This is a genomic window from Pseudomonas sp. GX19020 (assembly GCF_023371075.1).
Classification (GTDB): Bacteria; Pseudomonadota; Alphaproteobacteria; order Rhodobacterales; family Rhodobacteraceae; genus Pseudogemmobacter.
The window spans coordinates 13,291-31,973 of record NZ_JAMCCR010000016.1; the positions used below are offsets into that span (position 1 = coordinate 13,291).

The following is an 18,683-nucleotide window of genomic DNA, read 5'->3' on the forward strand; positions in this document are numbered from 1 at the left end:
GGCAAGCGCAAGTCAACGGAAACCACAGGCTCTTTTACTGATAAAGCGACCGAAGGGGTGGGGGGCTCAGCTTTGCAGCCAGCCCGCCGCGATCTGGCGTTGATGTGCGGTCACCGCATTGCGCATCAGGATCGCCACGGTGACCGGACCGACACCGCCCGGAACCGGCGTGATCCAGCCTGCGACTTCTTTGACGCGGTCGGTGTCGACATCGCCGACGATCCGCACAGTGCCATCGGGATCGGTCACCTGGTTGATGCCGATATCAATGACAGCCGCACCGGGCTTGATCATATCCGGCCCGATCAGATGCGCCTTGCCAACGGCAACGACCACCGCATCAGCGCGGCGCGAATGCATGGCAAGGTTGCGCGTCATATGGTGGCAGATTGTCACCGTCGCCCCCTCGGCCATCAGAAGAAACGCTGCCGGTTTGCCGACGATCTCGGAATGGCCGATCATCACGACCTCCAGCCCCTTCATCTCGAGGCCGGTTTCACGAAGCAGTTCAACCGCCGCGGCGGCGGTGCAGGGCGCCATCGCCACGTCATTATAGACGATATTGCCGATCGAGGCGGGGTTCATCCCCTCGACATCCTTCAGCGGATGGATCGCCGATTGCAGCGAGCGCACATTGATATGCGCCGGCACCGGACGCTGCAGGATGATCCCCAGCACATCGTCGCGGTCATTCATCTCGACGATCAGGCGCTTGGCCTCTTCCTGGGTGATCTCGGCAGGCCAGAGCTGCTGGTCGAACGGAATTCCCGCTGCCGCAGCGCCCCGCGCCTGGTTGCGCACATAGACCGCCACCTCGGGCGAGGGGCCAATCGAGACCGAGACCAGCCGCCCGATGGGGCGTGTCGCCGAAGCCTCCTGCACTTTGGCCCGAACCTCGGCAAGGAGGCGCTGTTGCACCGCCTTGCCGTCGATGAAACGGTGGTCGCTTACAGTCACGCGGTCAGACCTTCGGGCTCGGGGAGGTTATTGGCGCGGCAGGCAGCCGTCAGCGTATTTGCCAGCAGGCAGGCAATGGTCATCGGGCCAACGCCACCCGGCACCGGGGTGATCGCACCGGCCACTGCGGCGGCGCTTTCATAATGCACATCGCCGACAAGCTTTGCCTTGCCGTCGCGCTCGATCCGGTTGATGCCGACATCGATCACGGTCGCGCCGGGGCGCACCATGTCGCCGGTGATCATCTCGGGGCGACCGACTGCGGCCACGAGGATATCCGCGCCACGGCAGACTTCCGCGAGGTCTTTGGTGCGGCTATGCGCGATGGTCACGGTGCAGCTGTCGCCCAGCAGAAGCTGCGCCATCGGCTTGCCGACGATATTCGAGCGTCCGACCACAACCGCATTCAGCCCTGCAAGCTTGCCATGGTGATCGCGCAACATCATCAGGCAGCCCAGCGGCGTGCAGGGCACCATCGACTTCTGCCCGGTGCCCAGAAGACCCACATTCGAGATATGGAATCCGTCTACATCCTTCGCCGGATCGATCCGGTTGATCACCAGCTCGGAATTCAGATGGCCGGGCAGCGGCAGCTGCACGAGGATGCCATGCACCGCCGGATCGGCATTCAGCCTGTCAATCAAAGCCAGCAGATCGGCCTCTGACGTATCGGCCTCCAGCTTGTGCTCGAAGGAATTCATCCCCGAGGCCTTGGTCTGGATGCCCTTGTTTTTCACATAGACCGCCGAGGCCGGATCTTCGCCAACCAGCACCACGGCGAGGCCGGGCACCAGGCCCTTTTCCGCCTTCAGCCGGGCGACATGCGCCGCCACCTGCTCGCGCACCTTTTCGGCAAAAGCCTTGCCGTCGATCACCTTCGCCGCCATCCGATAATCCTTCCTGTGTGACGCCTGACCCCGTCTGAGCGGGCAGGTTTATCCGTTCCTGTCCCTGAGGCTGTCCGGCCCCAGGTGGCTTTCCTCACGCGCGATCGACCAGTCGATCAGCCGCCGCCAAAGCTTCTCCACCAGGTCGGGGGGCAGGCCTTCGCGCGCGGCATGGGCGCGGACATTGGCCACCACTTCCTCAACCCGGGAGGGGATCCGTGCTGGCAGATCCACCCCGGCCTTGATCGACGCCGCCCGGTCGATAAACTGCGCCCTCAGAGCGAACAGCCGGACCAGGTCCTGATCCAGCGCATCAATCCCGGCACGAATTTCCGCCATGGTCGAGCAGTCTTCCGGCTTTTGCATCTCATGCCCTCCGCAAACATCGCCCCTGACTTATGCCAGCAGGCCCTTAGCGAAAAGCCCTCTTCCTCTTGACGTAAATAGTCTGTGGGCGGATGGGGGGCGCAAAGCCCCCCATCCCGGTATCATACTGAGCGAAGGCTCAGAACAGAGCCGTGATCAGAACAGGCCTTCGACCTGGCCCGCTTCATTCAGACGGATGGTCTCAGCTGCCGGCACGCGCGGCAGGCCCGGCATGGTCATGATCTCACCGCAGATCGCCACGACGAAACCGGCACCCGCCGAAAGACGCACTTCGCGGACCGGGATCGTATGGCCCTCGGGCGCGCCGCGCAGGTTGGGATCGGTCGAGAAGCTGTATTGGGTTTTCGCCATGCAGACCGGCAGATTGCCGTAACCGGCAGCTTCCCAGGCCTTCAGCTGATCGCGAACCGACTTGTCGGCAATGACTTCGCCCGCGTGATAGATGCGCTTGGCGATGGTCTCGATCTTGGCGAAAAGCCCCATTTCGTCCGGATAGAGCGGTGCGAAGCTGGATTTGCCGCCTTCGGCCAGCTCGACGACTTTCTTCGCCAGATCCTCGATCCCGGCGGAACCCTGGGCCCAGTGCTTGCACAGGATCGCTTCAGCGCCCTGTTCCGCGACATAGGCTTTCACCGCTTCGACCTCGGCATCGGTGTCCGAATAGAAGTGGTTGATGGCAACCACCACCGGCACGCCGAAACCTTTGACATTGGCGATGTGACGACCGAGGTTCGGACAGCCCTTTTTCACCGCATCAACGTTTTCAGCGCCCAGATCGGCCTTCGCCACGCCGCCATTCATCTTCATCGCGCGCACCGTGGCCACGATCACCGCCGCCGCCGGTTTCAGCCCCGCCTTGCGGCATTTGATGTCGAAGAACTTCTCGGCGCCCAGATCGGCCCCGAAGCCGGCCTCGGTCACGACATATTCGCCCAGCTTCAGCGCGGTGCGGGTCGCGATGACCGAGTTACAGCCATGCGCGATATTCGCAAACGGGCCGCCATGGACGAATGCCGGGTTGTTTTCCAGCGTCTGCACCAGGTTCGGCTGCATCGCGTCTTTCAGGAGCACGGTCATCGCGCCATCGGCTTTGATGTCGCGGCAATAGACCGGCTTTTTCTCGCGGGTATAGGCGACGATGATGTCACCGAGGCGCTTTTGCAGGTCTTCGAGGTCTTTCGACAGGCAGAGGATCGCCATGACTTCCGAGGCCACGGTGATATCGAACCCGGTCTGACGCGGGAAGCCGTTTGCCACGCCACCAAGCGAGATGACCGCATCGCGCAGCGCGCGGTCGTTCATGTCCATCACGCGGCGCCAGGCGATGCGGCGCTCGTCGATGTCGAGCTCATTGCCCCAGTAGATATGGTTGTCGATCATGCAGGACAGCAGGTTATGTGCTGCGGTGATCGCGTGGAAGTCACCGGTGAAATGGAGGTTCATTTCCTCCATCGGCACGACCTGGGCCATGCCGCCACCGGCGGCGCCACCCTTCATGCCGAAATTCGGGCCGAGCGAGGCCTCACGGATACAGATCACCGCTTTTTTGCCGATGCGGTTCAGACCATCTCCCAGACCCACGGTGGTGGTGGTCTTGCCTTCGCCTGCCGGCGTCGGGTTGATCGCGGTCACGAGGATCAGCTTGCCATCGGGCTTGCCTTCCAGCGAACGGATGAACTCCTGGCCGACCTTGGCCTTGTCATGGCCGTAGGGCAGCAGATGCTCCGACGGAATGCCCAGTTTCGAGCCGATCTCCATGATCGGCTTTTTCTTCGCTTCCCGTGCAATCTCGATATCAGACTTGAACGCCATTGTGGCTCTCTCCCGTTGGCACTTTTCCCGCTGATGCATCCTTGTCTCGGATGGCACCAGATTCCCTTAACGCGTCCGGCCCCGGCAGGCCCGTCTCACCGGGCTATGCACCCGGGCGGCGGGCGCGACAGCTCGGCTGACGCGCTATTATTCTCGATAATAAATAGATATTCCTGACGGTCAACAAGTGACAGGTTCACAAACCCAGTTTCGCGCGATTTCTCTCCCATCTGGCGCGCCCCCCAGGTGCCGGGGGCGGTGACACTGCCCGCAAATGTCGCAAGGGCCAGAGAACATGATGTTTATTTGCTCTGTGCGGCTGAAACCGGCAATTCAGTGTAAATTTCCGTAGCCCGCAGACAGAGTTCGCCGATGCGCGATTCTCTTGCCTTCAGACAGGTGGTAGCGCAAACAGTAGCCGTGGCGCCGCAGCAGCAGACCAAAACAAGGAATATCGGCGATGAGCGACCAGGCCCCGATCCTGACCCTGACCCTCAATCCGGCGCTGGATATGGCAACAGATGTGGCCGAGATGCTTCCGGGCTGCAAGCTGCGCTGCTCCGAGCCGATGCTTGATCCCGGCGGCGGCGGGCTGAATGTCAGCCGGGCGATTCTCGCGCTTGGCGGCGACAGTCTGGCTCTGGTTGCCATCGGCGGGCTGACCGGTGACCGGCTTTCGGGGCTCATCCGCGAGGCAGGGGTGACCTTCCTGACGCTGCCCGGCCCGGGCGAGACGCGGCAATCCCTGACCGTCACCGAAGAGACCAGCGGCCAGCAGTTTCGCTTCATGCTGCCCGGGCCCCTTTGGGGCGAGGCCGAGCGCAACCGGGTCTTCACGCTTTTGCGCGCAACCTCGCGCCCGGGCGGCTATTCGGTCATCTCCGGCAGCCAGCCGCCCGGTGTTCCGGCGGATTTCCCGGCACAGCTTGCCGCAGCGATGCCGGGCTGCCGCGTGGTGCTGGATACATCCGGAAAACCCCTGACCGAGGCGGTGCGGGCACCTATCCCGGGGCTCGAAGTCCTGCGGATGGATGCGGAAGAGGCCGAAAGCCTGACCGGCCATGCCCTGGAAAACCGCGAGGCTACGGCTGATTTCGCGCAAGACCTCGTCCGGCGCGGCGTGGCGCAAAAGGTGGTGGTCGCGCGCGGTGCCGAAGGCAACATCCTCGCCACCGCTGAACGCCGCCTCTTCGCCAATGCCCCTAAGGTTAAAGTGAGATCGGCGGTCGGGGCGGGGGACAGTTTCGTCGCGGGCCTCGTCCTCTCGCTCGCGAGGGGGCAAAGCGATGATGAGGCACTCGCTCTCGCTGCCGCCGCCGCTGCGGTCTCCACCGATGCGACCCAGCTTTGCCGCCCGGCAGATGTCATGCGCCTGCGGCCCGGCGTAACGGTGGTGGAAATCTGAAGAATTTCTTTGCCGTCTGACGACGGCAATGCCTCCGGCGGGGATATTTAGAGACAGATGAAAAACCTTTGCTGCTTTCATCTGTCCTTAAATATCCCGGGGGTAAGCCGCAAAGCGGCGAGGGGGCAGGGCCCCCTTACCCGGCCGCGCGCCCCGGGATCAGGCCAGATGCGGCCGGAACGCCGCCACCACCTGCTCATAGACCGCGCGTTTGAACGGCACGATGGCCGAGACAAGGTCATCGGCCCGGATCCAGCACCAGGACGAGAATTCCGGGTGGGTGGTGGCGATGCCGATCTGATCATCGGTGCCGAGATAGCGCAGCAGGAACCATTTCTGGCGCTGGCCGCGATACTTACCCCCCCAGACTTTGCCGATCAGCTCTTCCGGCAGGTCATAGGTCAGCCAGTCATCCGTCTTCGCGATCTTTTCGACGAGATCGGCGGTCACGCCGGTCTCTTCCCACAGCTCGCGCAGAGCCGCGCCCTTTGGTGTCTCGCCCTCGTCAATCCCGCCCTGGGGCATCTGCCAGGCCAGCCGGTCGGGGGGGCTGGTGGCCCGCCCCCCGTCGATACGCTGCCCTGCAAAGATCAGGCCTTCAGAGTTCACCAGCACGATCCCGACGCAGGGCCGGTAGGGCAGATCCGCCGCCTTCACCATCACAGTCACTCTTCCCGGAGGGTGTTCAGCCCCTTCAGAATATCCACCGCATAGGCGAGCTGATAATCCTCATCGCGCAGTTTGGCGGTCTCTTCCGCATGTTCCTGCTCTTCGAGATAGAGTTTTTTCTCATCCTCGGTCATCGAATCATTGGTGATCGCACCGCGCAGCCCGGCTTCGGTCCGGGGCTGGATCGCCGTTTTGGGCTCAGCTGCGGGGGTGTCGGTCGCCGGATTGGGGCGCGCCGGCTGCTGCACCACGATATCGGGCGAGATGCCGAGCGCCTGGATCGAACGGCCCGAGGGCGTGTAATAGCGCGCCGTCGTCAGCCGCATCGCGCCTTCGTCGCGCAGCGGGATCAGCGACTGGACCGAGCCCTTGCCGAAGCTCTTGGTGCCGACCACCACCGCGCGGCGGTGATCCTGCAACGCGCCGGCCACGATTTCGGAGGCCGAGGCCGAGCCGCCATTGATCAGCACGACCATCGGCTTGCCTTCGGCCAGATCGCCGGCTTTGGCGTTGAAACGCTCTCCGTCTTCGGGGGTGCGGCCACGGGTCGAGACGATTTCGCCGGAATTCAGGAAAGTATCCGAGACGGTGATCGCCTCGTTCAGAAGCCCGCCCGGATTGTTCCTCAGATCAAGCACCACGCCGTCGATATTCTCAACGCCGCCAAGCTCTGCAATGCCTTTTTCAAGTGCGGTTTTCAGATCGCTGGTGGTCTGGTCATTGAAGGTGGTCACGCGCAGGACCACCGCCTTGCCGACAGTGCGGCCCTTGACCGCGTCAACCTTGATCGTATCGCGGATGACCGAGACGTCGAAGGGCTGATCAGTCCCGACCCGCACGACGGTGATGATGATCTCGGAGCCAACCGGCCCGCGCATCAGATCCACCGCCTGGTTCAGGTTGAGCCCGAGGATCGATTCCCCGTTCACATGGGTGATGTAATCGCCCGCCTGGATGCCAGCCTTGTCGGCGGGGGTGCCATCCATCGGCGAGATCACCTTGATGAAGCCCTCTTCCTGGGTGACCTCGATCCCAAGCCCGCCGAATTCGCCCTTGGTCTGGACGCGCATATCTTCGAAATCTTTCGCGGAAAGATAGGACGAATGCGGGTCAAGCGAGGTCAGCATGCCGTTGATCGCGGCCTCGACCAGTTTCTCGGTATCAACCGGTTCGACATATTGCGCGCGCACACGGTCGAAAATGGTGCCGAACAGATCGAGTTGCTCATAGACCGAACTGTCACGGGAGGCCTGCTCGGCGATCAGGGGACCGACTTGCGAGGTCAGGACCACACCGGCGACGGTACCGCCCACGGCGGCAAGCACGAGTTTCTTCATAAGGACCTCAGTCTCCTGTCGAGGCAGTGGCGGCGAACCATTCGGTCGGATCGACCGCAGTGGCCCCCATTCTCAATTCCAAGTAAAGCGTTTCCGTGGCTTCTGCACCAGCCCCGCTTTTCGATCCGCCCGGTGCAAGCGGCGCCTGTTCGGTGGGGACCGGCACGGATCCGCTGCCGTCACTGCCGCCCATCAGCCCAAGCGGCGCGCCGGTTGCGACAACTTCGCCCACTTCGCCATAAACCGTCCCGAGCCCGCCCAGAACCAGAAGATAGCCGTCACCGAGCTCGAGGATGATCACATTTCCGTAGTCGAGCAGTGGCCCGAGATAGCGGATGGTGCCGGGCCAGGGGGCGGTGACCAGAGCGCGGTCGCGGGTGGCAAGCGTCATACCGGGGCGGCGCACGCCGGCGCCATCGGCTTCATCGGGGCGCCGGATCAGGCTGCCCACCACCGGCAATGGCAATACACCCATCGCGGTGACAAAGGGGCGCGGTGCCGCGCCATCGGTCGAGGTTTCGATCAGCCCGGCGGCGAAACTGTCCAGCGTATCGGCGCTTTCCAGCAAGGCGCGCAGGATCACCGGATCATCGGTGAAGCGTTTGGGCAGATCGGTACGTGCCGAGATTGCCTTTGACAGCGCGGTACGTGCCGCCTGGGCCGAGGCGAGCCCGTCGGTCAGATGCTGTCCGGCCGAGACCTGCAGCGCCCTGAGATCGGCCAGTTCCTGAAGTTCGCGGCGCAGCTGATCGGCCTCGGCCTGGATCAGCGGCGTGACTTCGGCCACCAGCATGCCCGAGCGGGCAGTGCCAAGCGGCCCTGCCGGATGGATCAGCAATAAGGGCCCGCGGTTCTGTTCCATCTGCGCCAGCGCCGAGACCAGCTGACCCACGCGGTCGCGCTTGGCATTGAAGCGGAGTTTCAGCACTTCCTCGCGCAGTTCCGCCTGGCGCAGGGCTTCGCGCAGCGCGGCGAGGCCTTCCTCATAGGCGCGCACGGTCTGGGTCAGCGCGGCCACCTGGGCGCGGCCCGTGGTCGCCGCCTCCATTGCCGCCACCGCGTCACGCAGCTGACCAGAGGCACGCGCCGCCTGGTCGGAAACCGTCAACCCGGCATCGGTCGTCAGCGCCGGCTCTGCCACCGGCAGCGCGGCTGAAATCTCGTCCGGCTCTGCCTCCTGCGCGCAGGTCATCGCGGGCGCCAGCATCAGCGCGAGCGCGAGACCGCCGCAGAGAAAAGAGCCGTGCGCGGATGTCATCGCAGGATCAGGCTTTCGCCGGTCATCTCGGCCGGTTTGTCCAGCCCCATCAGATCCAGCAGCGTCGGTGCCAGATCGGCAAGCCGGCCACCGCTGCGCAGATGCGCGCCGCCCTGAATGCCGGTCGGCCCGCCAACCAGGATCACCGGCACCGGGTTCAGCGTATGGGCAGTATGGGGCTGATGCGTGACCGGATCGGTCATCACATCGCAATTGCCGTGATCGGCACAGATCACCATGGCGCCACCGGCTTTTTCCAATGCGGCAAGCGCAGCCGTCAGACCCTGATCCACCGCCTCGCAGGCCTTTATGGCGGCCCCGATCTTGCCGGTATGGCCGACCATATCGGGATTGGCGTAATTCACCACGATCAGGTCATAGCCTTTTTCAATGGCTTCGACGAATTTCGCAGTCACCTCCGGCGCCGACATCTCGGGTTGCAGGTCATAGGTCGCCACTTTCGGCGATTGCGGCATGAAGCGATCTTCACCGGGGAACGGCTCTTCACGGCCCCCATTGAGGAAGAAGGTCACATGCGGATATTTCTCGGTTTCCGCGAGGCGGAACTGGGTCTTGCCCTGTTTCGCCACCCATTCGCCCAGCGTGTTTACGATGTCCTGCTTGGGGAACATCGTGGTCATATAGTGGTTATGGGCCTCGGAGTAATCGACCATGCCGAGGCGCGCGACCAGATGCGGGCGGGCGCCGGGGTCAAAGCCGTCGAAATCCGGCTGGCCGATGGCGGCGAGGATCTCGCGCGCGCGGTCGGCGCGGAAGTTCAGGAAAAAGAGCCCGTCGCCGTCTTTCATGCCCTGGTAATCGCCCAGGACCGTCGCCGGGATGAATTCATCGGTCACGCCCGCAGCATAGGCCCGGGCAATCGCCTGACCCGCACTGTCTGCCGTCTCGCCTTTGCCATGCACCATTGCCTCATAGGCGGTGGCAACGCGTTCCCAGCGATTGTCGCGGTCCATCGCGAAATACCGCCCGGTGACGGTGACGATCTTCACCGAAGGCGGCAGCGCGGCTTCGATCCCGGCAATCTGGCTCGCAGCGGAAGAGGGCGCCACGTCGCGCCCGTCGGTGATTGCATGGATCACGACCCTGACGCCTTCGGCTGCGATGATCTTCGCGGCTTCGATCAGATGCGCCTGATGGGCATGGACACCGCCGGGCGAGCAAAGGCCCGCCAGATGCGCGGTGCCGCCAGAGGCCTCAAGCGCCGCAATGAATTGCCGGAGCGCCGGCTCCGCGCCGAAAGAGCCCGTCTCGATGGCCAGGTCGATCTGGCCCAGATCCATCGCCACCACGCGGCCCGCGCCGATATTGGTATGGCCGACCTCGGAATTTCCCATCTGTCCGGTCGGCAGCCCGACATCGGGGCCAAAGGTCACGAGGGTGGAATTGGGCCGCGTGGCCATCAGGTTGCGGAAGGTCGGGATATTGGCCTGGGCCGGGGCCGAGGTAGTCGGATCCGGTCCGATCCCCCATCCGTCGAGGATACATAAAACGACGGGTTTCGGAACAGACATGCGCGACCTCTCAGGCAGTAACGGGCCAAGTTTTACGCGCGGCCCGGGGGCAGAGCAACCGCAGAAAGCCGCCATTCCCACCCGCAGGGGGCTCTGTCACAGAGCTTTGTTGTTCCGTGCGCGAACCCGCTGCCGCCAGAGCGTGAAAAGCCCGGCCGCGACCACGATCACCGCCCCGATCACCACATTGATGCGCAGGTTCTCATTGAGGAAAACCAGACCGAGGAAAGACACGAATGGCAGCTGGAAATAGGCGAAGGGCTGGATATCCGAAGCCTCTGCCACATCATAGGCCTTGATCAGCAGCCAGTGCCCCAGCACGGCAGTGCAGCACAGAATGGCCATCAGGCTCCAGTCGAAGCCGGACATGTTCTGCCAGTGCATCAGCCCGAAAGGCGTGATGAAAACGGCACCCGAAATCCCGGTCCAGAAGAAACTGGTCGAGGCACTGTCCTCGCGCGCCACATAGCGGGTCAACAGCCCGTAAAGCGCGAACATGGCCGCAGCCGAAAGCGGCAAAAGCGCCCAGGGGGTGAAAACGCCGCCGCCCGGGTTGAGGATGACGATCACCCCGATAAAACCGACCAGCACCGCCAGCCAGCGCCGCCAGCCGACTTTTTCACCAAGGATCGGGCCCGAAAACAGCGTCACCAGCAGCGGATAGACCACGAAAACCGCATGGGTCTCGATCAGGCCCAGTCTGATGAAGGCCACAACCATGACGCAGATTTCCGCCACCAGCAGAAAGCCGCGCAGGATCTGCAACAGGGGATAGCGGCTCTTTGCCGCCGCTTTCAGCCCGCCCGGGCTGCGCGCGGCCAGCGCCAGCACGAAAACGGTCATGAACCAGAAGCGGATCATCACCACCATATAGATGTTCACCGACTCGCCGAGATGGCGCGAAAGACCATCCTGAATCGCAAAAATCGCCGAAGTGGCGATCATCAGCAGGATACCGAGTCGGGTGTTTTGGGGCGCGCTCATGATGCTGTCACCGCTATCACGGAGAACAGGGCTGCAACAGGGGCGAGGGCCGCGATCCTGCCCCCGTGACATTTCTGGCAGCCTTGCGCTTTTTGCATGGCACTGTCGGTTCAGCCCGGCCCGGCGTCCCGGCCCGGCAGGACGGGCGTGGCGTCCGGGGCCAGCTCCTCGAAGTCGAAATTATCAAGCCGGCGGGCTCGTTTTCCGGCCTTGTCCGAAGAGATACGGATCTCTTCTATATCCCGCGCCGCCATCTGGAAATGACGGTCAAGATTGCCGACCCGCGCGCCAAGCCGATCCACATCCTGCGACAAAAGCGAGAGCTCTTTGCGGATGGCGCCGGCCTGTTCGCGCATCCGCGCGTCTTTCAGCACCGCGCGCATTGTGTTCAGCGTCGCCATGCAGGTCGTGGGCGAGACGATCCAGACCCGGGCGGCAAACCCCTCACGCACGAGCTCGGGGAAATTCGCATGCAGTTCGGCATAGACCGCTTCCGAGGGCAGGAACATCAGCGCGCCATCTGCGGTCTCGCCCTCAAGGATATAGCGCTCCGATATGGCGCGGATATGGGCGCGCAGCGCCTGGCGCAACTGCTGGGCGGCCTCATGGTTCTGGCGCGGGTTTTCGGCGCGGCGCAGCGCCTCGTAGGGTTCCAGCGGAAATTTCGCATCGATCACGATGGGGCCGGGAGGCTTTGGCAGATGCACAAGGCAATCCGCACGGCGGCCATTCGGAAGCGTCGCCTGCATCGTATAGCTGTCGGCGGGCAGCGCCTTCGAGACGATGTCATGCAGCTGGATCTCGCCAAAGGCGCCCCGGGTCTGTTTGTTTGCCAGAATATCCTGCAAGGACAGAACGTTGCCGGAAAGTTTCTCGATCTTTTCCTGCGCCTTGTCGATGGTTTCCAGCCGCTGGTGCAATTCCCCGAGAGACCGCGCCGTGCGGGTCGATGTGCCATGTAGCGCCTCGGTCATCTGGCGCTGCACATCGGCAAGGCGGGCTTCCATCAGTTTCAGCATCGAGACCTGCGATGCGGCCTGCGCTTCAGATACATGGCTCAGCCCGCCCGAGAGCCGCTCCTGCCCCTCGGACAGGGCCTGGACGCGGTGGCTCATCCAGGCGATCTCATTCATCAGGGGCTGCGCGGAATTGCCCGCGCGACTGGCGGCCCGCAGGATCAGGATCAGAAGGGCAATGATCCCGAAGCCGATCGCGCCGCCGATCAGGATCTCAGGGGCGTTCCAGGCATAAGTCTGGCCGAAAAGCGTGATCATCTGCGCCCGAAAAGCCGTTCGATATCATGGAGCTTCAGCTCGACCCAGGTGGGGCGGCCGTGATTGCACTGGCCGGAATTCGGTGTGACCTCCATCTCGCGCAAAAGCGCGTTCATCTCTTCGGGGCGCATCTGCCGGCCAGAGCGGACCGAGCCATGGCAGGCCATACGCGACAGCACCACGTCGATTTTCGCGCGGGTCAGCTGGCTGTCGCCCTGATCCGACAACTCGTCGAGAATATCGCGGATCAGCGCGGCCGCGTTGACCTCGCCGAGGATCGCCGGGGTTTCGGTCACCGATATCGCCGAACCGCCGAAAGATTCGATGATGAGGCCGGCGCCGGCGAGGCTTTCAGCCGCCGAGAGGATCAGGCTCGCATCGGGCGGAGAGAGGGTGATGATCTCGGGGATCAGCAGCACCTGACGCGGGATCTCGCGGCTGGCCATCTGCGCCTTCAGCCGTTCATAGACGAGGCGTTCATGTGCAGCATGCTGGTCGACGATGACAATGCCGTCCGGCGTCTGGGCGATGATCCAGTTTTCGTGCAGCTGGGCGCGGGCGGCGCCGAGGGGGAAGCTCTGCGGCGCGGGCGCGGGCCCTGCCGGATCCTGATCCCGGATCTGCGCCGAGGTCCCGCCCAGATCTGCAATCGTGTTGACCTGAGGGGCTTCGGCGAAGCCGGGGGCGGGCAGGGGCGCCTGAAAGGCGAAGGCCTGGGCGAGGCTGCTCTGCGCAGGACGGTGCGGCAGGTCATGCGCGTAAGTCGGCCGCATCGGCTGGGGCGCCAGGTTCTGGCCTGGCCGGAAAGCCCCGATTGTTTCGGCCCCCACAGTGGTCGAGGCCCGATGGCCCGCTCCGCTCAGGGCCGTCCGGATCGCGGTGATGATCAGCGAGCGGGCGGCATCGGGCTCGCGAAACCGCACCTCGGATTTCGCCGGATGCACGTTCACATCCACCCGTTCGGGATCGACAATCAGGTTCAGCACCGCCGCCGGATGGCGGTCGCGTGACAGCACGTCGAAATAGGCGGCCCGCAACGCACCGAGCAGCAGGCGGTCATTCACCGGGCGACCATTGACGAAGAGATATTGCTGCGTCGAGGAACCGCGCGAATAGGTCGGCAGCGCGGCATAGCCCAGCAGGGCAAGACCATCGCGGCTGGCATCAATCGCCATGGCATTGGCGGTGAAATCCGCGCCGATGACCCGCGTAAGCCGCCCCTGCAATGCGTCAAACAAATCGCCCTGTTCGGGGTCAAGGCGCAGGATCACTCTTGGCCCGTCTGCGGTAACCTCGGACAGGGTAAAGCCCACCGCCGGCTCGGCCATGGCAAGACGTTTGACCACTTCATGGATCGCCTGGGCCTCGGCCCGGTCTGATCGCATGAATTTCAGCCGCGCGGGCGTTGCGTGGAACAGATCGCGCAGCTCGACCACGGTGCCCGAGGTCAGTGCGGCCGGTCGTGGCCCGTCAAGCCGCCCGCCGGTGCAGGTGATCAGGGCTGCGTCAAATCCCGCCGCGCGCGATGTGATCGCCAGTCGGCCGACGGCGCCCAGGGAGGGCAGCGCCTCGCCGCGAAACCCGAAAGACCGGATGTTCAGCAGATCACTGCCGTCGATTTTCGAGGTCGCATGGCGGCTAAGCGCCAGCGGCAGATCCTCGGGCGTCATGCCGCAGCCATCATCGGTGACCCGGATCAGCGTCTTGCCACCATCGGTATACTCGATCCGGATCCGTGTCGCGCCTGCGTCTATCGCGTTTTCCACCAGCTCTTTCACGGCGGATGCGGGCCGTTCCACCACTTCCCCGGCGGCGATGCGGTTGATCGCGGCCTCGTCCAGCTGACGGATCACAGGACGCATGGCTTCTTGCGAGAGGTTGGGGGCGAACTGGCTCATGCCGCAATATCTAGCAGCCGATAGCGAGTCGCGAAAGGCCCGCCAGATCTTGCCCGGCCTGCGGCTCTCCCCGCACAGGTCCCCCCACGCGCGGCGGGGAGGGGGCCGGGGAGGGTTGCCCTCCCCGGCTTTGTTCAGGAAAACACCGCCCTGTCAGGTGCTACAAAGCGCGTCACGGTGACGGGGTCACATCCACCGGCTGGCCCACCACCACGAAACGCAGGGCCTCGGGCTGATAAAGCCGCGCCGCGACCCGTTTCACATCCTCCATCGTGACCGCTTCGATCTTCGCATTGCGGGTGTTCGGATAGTCGATCGGCATCCCCTGCATCTGCATGCCCACAAGGATCGAGGCAATCGGCGCATTGCCGTCAAAGCGCAACGGATAGGCGCCGGTCAGATAGGTCTTCGCATCGGTAAGCTCTTTCTCGCTGATCCCTTCGGTCGCGATTTTTGCCCATTGCGCCCGGATCACGCTGATCGCCTCGGCGACCTTGTCATTCGAGGCCTGGAACTGCCCGAGATAGCTGTCCGAATGATCCATCCCCACGAGGTAGGTGCCGATCCCATAGGTCAGGCCGCGCTTGTCGCGTACCTCGGTCATCAGCCGGGCCGAGAACCGCCCGCCGCCCATCACCTCATTCAGGATGAAGGCGGCAAAGAAATCCGGATCCTTCTGCGAAATTCCCGACTGACCAAACACCACCACCGATTGCGGCGAGGGGAAATCGATCACGCTCACCCCCGGTGGCAGCAGCCAGGGCGCCGCCCCGGGCAGGGGGGCGCCGGTTTCCGGCAGACCGCCCAGCACGCGGTCGATGATCAGCCCCAGCTCTGCGGCGGTGATGTCGCCTGCGGCCGAGATATAGACATTCTCGCGCGCAAGAGCGGTCTTCCAGGCCTGGACGATATCGTCGCGGCTCAGGGCCGCAACAGATGCAAGCGTGCCGCGCCCGGTGCTGCCATAGGGATGTTCGCCATAAGCCAGCTGATCAAAGGTCTGCGACGCAATCGAAGAAGGATCGCGCAGGTTCGAGCGCAGCCCGGAGAGCACCTGTTCGCGCACCCTGATCACCGCATCCTCATCAAAGCGCGGCTTGTTCAGGGCCAGGGCCAGCAGATCCACCGCCTCATCGCGGTTCTCGCTCAGAAACCGGGCCGAGACCGAAAAGGTATCGGTCGAGGCCGCGAAGGAAAACGAGGCCGCAAGACTGTCTCGCGCCTCGGCGAAGCCCTTGCTGTCGAGATCGCCGGCGCCTTCCTCGATCAGCCCCGACATGAGGTAAATCGCGCCGCGTTTGCCCGGATCATCCAGCGAAGTGCCGCCGCGAAAGCGGATCTCCAGCGCGGTGAAGGGGATATTGTGATCTTCAACCAGCCAGGCGGTCAGCCCGCCGGGGCTTTTCACCTCTTTGATCGGAATATCGGCGCAGGCGAGCCCGGGGAGAAGGATCGCAAAAGCTGCGACCAGAGCACGAAACATCATTCTGCGGCCTCCGTTTCACCTGTTGCCGGTTCCGTCCCGGGGGCTGCCTCAGCCGGAGCGGCAGATTGTTCCGGTGACGCTTCCGGCGAGGCTTCCGGCGGGCGCTCCAGCCAGCCGGTCACCGCATTGTTGCGGTTCAGCACCTGATGCGCGGCCTGCATCACATCCTCGATGGTCACCTCATCCAGCACCGACGTATAGCTTTGGATATCATCAAGGCCGAGGCCGACCGAAAGCTCCTCGCCGTAAAGCTTTGCCAGCCCCATCGCATCGTCTTTGGCATAGATATCCGAGGCACGGATCTGGGTCTTGATCCGGTCAAACGCCTCCGGATCGGGGCCTTCCTCAAGGAATTTCGCCAGAACCGCATCCATCGCGGCCTCTGCCTCGCCAAGGCTCACCCCGGGTGCGGGCACGACATAAAGCCCGAAAGTCGCGTCATCCAGCGCAGTGCCATCGTAAAAGGCCGAAGACCAGACCGCGACCTGGCTATCGAACTGAAGCGCGCGCGGCAGGATCGCCGTCTGACCATTGCCGCCGAGAAGCTCAGCCAGGATCGACAATGCGGCTGCGGTCTTCTGATCGCCCGGATTGCGCTCCGGCGCCAGGTAAGAGCGGTAGACATAGGGGTCAGAGACCCGCTCATCGGCATAGGCCAGCCGGCGTTCCGCCAGATGCGGCGGCTCTTGCGGGCGGATGCGCGGTTTTATGCCTTCCGAGGGCGCGATGGGGCCGTAATATTTTTCGGCCAGTCCCTTCACCTGATCGGGGGTCACATCGCCCGCGATGATCAGCGTGGCATTGTTCGGGGCGTAATACTTCTCATACCAGGCCAAGGCATCCTCGCGGGTCAGCTCGGCAATCTCATGGCGCCAGCCGATGATCGGAACGCCGTAGCGGTGGTTCAGGAACAAGGCCGCCCGCATCTGTTCGCCCAGCAGCGCGCCCGGATCGGAATCGGTGCGCTGCGCGCGTTCCTCAAGGATCACCTGGCGTTCGGTGAGCACCACGGCGGGGTCGAGTTTCAGCCCCCGCATCCGGTCGGCCTCCATCTCCATCACCATTTCCAGCTTATCGGCGGCAATGCGCTGGAAATAGGCGGTGTAATCCCAGGAGGTGAAGGCATTGTCATCACCGCCATGCGCTTCGACCGTGGCGGAAAACTGGCCGGCGGGCACTTTGTCGGTGCCCTTGAACATCAGATGTTCCAGAAAATGTGCGATTCCGGACTTGCCTGCAGTCTCATCGGCGGCGCCGGCGCGATACCAGATCATCTGGACGACGACCGGGGCGCGGTGATCTTCGATCACCACCACATCAAGGCCGTTTTCCAGCCGGAAAGCCGAAACCGTTTCGGCCTGGGCGGCAAAGGCCGACAATGCCGCAAGCAGCGGCAAGGCAGGCATGATCCTCGCAAAGCCGCGGGTTTTTCCCCTGGCTTTACGGGCAAGTCGGGTCACAAGACGCATCCGTCCTCCGATGGTTTTCCGCTGTGTTCCGTGCGCTGCCCGGCAAGGGGCAGGTTTAACGGGCTCCTGGCGGCTGAGGTCCGGGGCGCGCGGCTTACGGGCGCATCCCCGACATCAGAACAGCTGGAGGCCGCCGCGCTTCTTCTTCTGGCGTTCCTTTTCTTCCTTCTGCTTGTCATAGCCTTCCGGCGGAGCAGATGGGGTCAAAAGACCGCGAGAACGCCAGTATTCCAGTTCACGATACTGATTCAGCGACTGGTCTTTATAGGCGCGGTAATAGGTGTTGACGCTGAACATGCGCTCAAGAATGCGGCCCTTGTTGTCGCGGCGCCATTGCAGATCTTCCGAGGCCAGCTGGCTGCGGATATCGGCCTGGGTGCCATTGCGCGCGGCATGGGCGTAAAGTGCGGAATCAGCGGCGGGGATGCCACCCGAGGCGCCGGGCTTGCCACCAAGCGCCACCACAGCATCATCAAGCGGGCGCTGATCGGTGCGGTTGCCGCCGCCCGGCGTGGGCGCGGGCAGGTCCTTGAGACTGGTTGGCATTTCCAGCGCCTTCGGCGGCAGGACCGCGAATTCATCCGGCCCGTCTTTCGAGCGCAGCCGCATCAGATCGGTAGAATCGCCCTTGTCGGCGGCACATCCGGACAGCACCAGCGCAATCGTCAGCGCGATCATGCCCTTGCCCGATCTTGCCTGCATCCTGTTCCCCGGCATTCGTCTTTCCGTCTTATGCTGCCCTTCGGCCTTTGAAGTCTCTTAGCCTATGGGATTGGTCGCGTCACGGGGTCTTTCGGCCAGGGCACAGGCCCGGCACCGTCAGAAATCCGGCTCAGCCCTTTTTTGCCCCCGATTTGCTGCCCTCAGCCGGCTTGCCGGTAAAGAGCACCAGGCCAAGGGCCCCGGCAAAGATTGCGATATCGGCGACGTTGAACGCATAGGGATTCTCGAATCCGCAGCAGGACGTATTGAGGAAATCCGCCACCGCGCCGTACCAGATCCGGTCGATCACATTGCCAAGCGCGCCGCCGACAAGCAGACCGGCGGAAATCTGCGCAAGGGTGCCGGGGCGCGAGCGCCGCACCCAGATCCAGACCCAGCCCGAGATCACCAGCGAGACCAGAACGATTCCCCACCGCACCGCCTCGGCATCCCCGGCAAAGAGGCCGAAATTGATGCCGCGATTCCAGGCCATGCGGAAGACGAGGAAGGGCGGCCAGACATCGATCTCGCCGCGGCTGATAAGATCGAGCCCCTGGACCACCGCCAGTTTGGACGCCTGGTCGAGGCCGAAGGTGATGAGGGCGGAAAGCCAGGCTGCGCGCATG

16 protein-coding genes are annotated in these 18,683 nt (G+C 63.6%); 1 reads left to right on the forward strand and 15 read right to left on the reverse strand.

The features are described 5' to 3' along the window. Nucleotides 1-66: 66 nt before the first annotated feature. From M3484_RS23830 to M3484_RS19250, 4 genes are all read right to left on the reverse strand, one after another. A complete protein-coding gene (locus M3484_RS23830) occupies nt 67-957 on the reverse strand; it encodes a bifunctional 5,10-methylenetetrahydrofolate dehydrogenase/5,10-methenyltetrahydrofolate cyclohydrolase (protein ID WP_092896010.1) in 891 nt (296 codons plus the stop codon). Further along, nucleotides 954-1,844 carry a bifunctional methylenetetrahydrofolate dehydrogenase/methenyltetrahydrofolate cyclohydrolase FolD gene (gene folD / locus M3484_RS19240; protein WP_092896012.1) on the reverse strand — a complete coding sequence of 297 codons (891 nt, stop codon included), beginning with the start codon at nt 1,842-1,844 and terminating at the stop codon, nt 954-956. Before folD ends, M3484_RS23830 begins: the two co-directional genes overlap by 4 nt. Nucleotides 1,845-1,892: 48 nt before the next feature. After that, on the reverse strand, nt 1,893-2,210 hold the full coding sequence (locus M3484_RS19245; protein WP_092896014.1) for a chorismate mutase: 318 nt from the start codon (nt 2,208-2,210) through the stop codon (nt 1,893-1,895). A 156-nt stretch (nt 2,211-2,366) separates the two neighbouring features. Next, the gene (locus M3484_RS19250) at nt 2,367-4,043 is read right to left on the reverse strand and encodes a formate--tetrahydrofolate ligase (protein ID WP_249498803.1); all 1,677 of its coding nucleotides are present in this window, start codon (nt 4,041-4,043) and stop codon (nt 2,367-2,369) included. Nucleotides 4,044-4,503: 460 nt separating this feature from the next. Here M3484_RS19250 and M3484_RS19255 point away from each other — a divergent pair, with 460 nt between their 5' ends. Continuing rightward, nucleotides 4,504-5,448 (forward strand): 1-phosphofructokinase family hexose kinase, encoded by a 945-nt coding sequence (locus M3484_RS19255; protein ID WP_249498804.1) that lies wholly within the window; start codon nt 4,504-4,506, stop codon nt 5,446-5,448. A gap of 159 nt (nt 5,449-5,607) precedes the next feature. On the opposite strand, the gene M3484_RS19260 is transcribed toward M3484_RS19255, so the two are convergent. The 11 genes from M3484_RS19260 to lspA all read right to left on the reverse strand — a co-directional run bounded on the left by M3484_RS19260 (nt 5,608) and on the right by lspA (nt 18,682). Next, nucleotides 5,608-6,108 (reverse strand): RNA pyrophosphohydrolase, encoded by a 501-nt coding sequence (locus M3484_RS19260; protein WP_249498805.1) that lies wholly within the window; start codon nt 6,106-6,108, stop codon nt 5,608-5,610. A 5-nt stretch (nt 6,109-6,113) separates the two neighbouring features. Then, nucleotides 6,114-7,454, reverse strand: coding sequence for a S41 family peptidase (locus M3484_RS19265; RefSeq protein ID WP_249498806.1), 1,341 nt, complete (start codon nt 7,452-7,454; stop codon nt 6,114-6,116). Between the two features lie 7 nt (nt 7,455-7,461). Beyond that, nucleotides 7,462-8,712: a murein hydrolase activator EnvC family protein gene (locus M3484_RS19270; RefSeq protein WP_249498807.1), complete on the reverse strand. Its 1,251-nt coding sequence runs from the start codon at nt 8,710-8,712 to the stop codon at nt 7,462-7,464. Further along, nucleotides 8,709-10,244, reverse strand: a complete 1,536-nt coding sequence (gene gpmI / locus M3484_RS19275) for a 2,3-bisphosphoglycerate-independent phosphoglycerate mutase (RefSeq protein WP_249498808.1) — start codon at nt 10,242-10,244, stop codon at nt 8,709-8,711. Before gpmI ends, M3484_RS19270 begins: the two co-directional genes overlap by 4 nt. A gap of 96 nt (nt 10,245-10,340) precedes the next feature. Then, entirely contained in the window at nt 10,341-11,228 is an 888-nt protein-coding gene (locus M3484_RS19280) for a DMT family transporter (RefSeq protein WP_092896026.1), read from the reverse strand. Between the two features lie 110 nt (nt 11,229-11,338). Next, complete coding sequence (locus M3484_RS19285) at nt 11,339-12,502, reverse strand: DNA recombination protein RmuC (RefSeq protein WP_249498809.1); 1,164 nt, start codon at nt 12,500-12,502, stop codon at nt 11,339-11,341. Continuing rightward, nucleotides 12,499-14,400 (reverse strand): DNA mismatch repair endonuclease MutL, encoded by a 1,902-nt coding sequence (gene mutL / locus M3484_RS19290; RefSeq protein ID WP_249498810.1) that lies wholly within the window; start codon nt 14,398-14,400, stop codon nt 12,499-12,501. Before mutL ends, M3484_RS19285 begins: the two co-directional genes overlap by 4 nt. Nucleotides 14,401-14,572: 172 nt before the next feature. Continuing rightward, nucleotides 14,573-15,886, reverse strand: a complete 1,314-nt coding sequence (locus M3484_RS19295) for a M16 family metallopeptidase (protein WP_249498811.1) — start codon at nt 15,884-15,886, stop codon at nt 14,573-14,575. Beyond that, nucleotides 15,883-17,355, reverse strand: coding sequence for a M16 family metallopeptidase (locus M3484_RS19300; RefSeq protein WP_249498812.1), 1,473 nt, complete (start codon nt 17,353-17,355; stop codon nt 15,883-15,885). Before M3484_RS19300 ends, M3484_RS19295 begins: the two co-directional genes overlap by 4 nt. Nucleotides 17,356-17,469: 114 nt before the next feature. Further along, complete coding sequence (locus M3484_RS19305; RefSeq protein WP_249498813.1) at nt 17,470-18,072, reverse strand: DUF3035 domain-containing protein; 603 nt, start codon at nt 18,070-18,072, stop codon at nt 17,470-17,472. A gap of 115 nt (nt 18,073-18,187) precedes the next feature. Continuing rightward, a complete protein-coding gene (gene lspA / locus M3484_RS19310; RefSeq protein WP_249498814.1) occupies nt 18,188-18,682 on the reverse strand; it encodes a signal peptidase II in 495 nt (164 codons plus the stop codon). Nucleotide 18,683: the final 1 nt, after the last annotated feature.

Coding starts and splice junctions, on each gene's coding strand:
- M3484_RS19300 (WP_249498812.1), bottom strand. CDS start 17,355: ATGCGTCTTGTGACCCGACTTGCCCGTAAAGCCAGGGGAAAAACCCGC.
- gpmI (WP_249498808.1), bottom strand. CDS start 10,244: ATGTCTGTTCCGAAACCCGTCGTTTTATGTATCCTCGACGGATGGGGG.
- M3484_RS19305 (WP_249498813.1), bottom strand. CDS start 18,072: ATGCCGGGGAACAGGATGCAGGCAAGATCGGGCAAGGGCATGATCGCG.
- M3484_RS19260 (WP_249498805.1), bottom strand. CDS start 6,108: ATGGTGAAGGCGGCGGATCTGCCCTACCGGCCCTGCGTCGGGATCGTG.
- mutL (WP_249498810.1), bottom strand. CDS start 14,400: ATGAGCCAGTTCGCCCCCAACCTCTCGCAAGAAGCCATGCGTCCTGTG.
- M3484_RS19295 (WP_249498811.1), bottom strand. CDS start 15,886: ATGATGTTTCGTGCTCTGGTCGCAGCTTTTGCGATCCTTCTCCCCGGG.
- folD (WP_092896012.1), bottom strand. CDS start 1,844: ATGGCGGCGAAGGTGATCGACGGCAAGGCTTTTGCCGAAAAGGTGCGC.
- M3484_RS19265 (WP_249498806.1), bottom strand. CDS start 7,454: ATGAAGAAACTCGTGCTTGCCGCCGTGGGCGGTACCGTCGCCGGTGTG.
- M3484_RS19255 (WP_249498804.1), top strand. CDS start 4,504: ATGAGCGACCAGGCCCCGATCCTGACCCTGACCCTCAATCCGGCGCTG.
- lspA (WP_249498814.1), bottom strand. CDS start 18,682: ATGCGCGCAGCCTGGCTTTCCGCCCTCATCACCTTCGGCCTCGACCAG.
- M3484_RS19250 (WP_249498803.1), bottom strand. CDS start 4,043: ATGGCGTTCAAGTCTGATATCGAGATTGCACGGGAAGCGAAGAAAAAG.
- M3484_RS19285 (WP_249498809.1), bottom strand. CDS start 12,502: ATGATCACGCTTTTCGGCCAGACTTATGCCTGGAACGCCCCTGAGATC.
- M3484_RS19270 (WP_249498807.1), bottom strand. CDS start 8,712: ATGACATCCGCGCACGGCTCTTTTCTCTGCGGCGGTCTCGCGCTCGCG.
- M3484_RS19280 (WP_092896026.1), bottom strand. CDS start 11,228: ATGAGCGCGCCCCAAAACACCCGACTCGGTATCCTGCTGATGATCGCC.
- M3484_RS19245 (WP_092896014.1), bottom strand. CDS start 2,210: ATGCAAAAGCCGGAAGACTGCTCGACCATGGCGGAAATTCGTGCCGGG.